We start from the raw sequence: 287 nt of genomic DNA on the forward strand, positions 1-287 counted from the left end.
CTGCGTCGTCTGCATCCCCGCCCGGATCGAGGCCGAGCGCCTGCCGCGCCTGCTCGCCTCCCTGGCCGCGCAGAACGGCGTCTCGGCGCGGGCGCCCCTGCGCGTCGTGGTGCTGGCCAACAACTGCACGGACGGGACCGTCCAGGCGGTGCGGGACGTCGAGGCCTCGGGCATCCTCGCGACCCTGACCCTCCGGCTGATCGCGGTCGAGCTCGGCGGCGCGGGCGCCCATGTCGGCACGGCGCGGCGCATGGCGCTCGATGCCGGGGCCGAGTGGCTGGAGGCGG

At 77.0% G+C, this 287-nt stretch carries 1 protein-coding gene; it reads left to right on the plus strand.

The features are described 5' to 3' along the window. A partial coding sequence (locus ACLBYB_RS33370) for a glycosyltransferase (RefSeq protein WP_447701446.1) occupies positions 1 to 287 on the plus strand: 287 nt, incomplete at both ends.

The sequence above is a fragment of the Methylobacterium sp. D54C genome, from assembly GCF_053345595.1.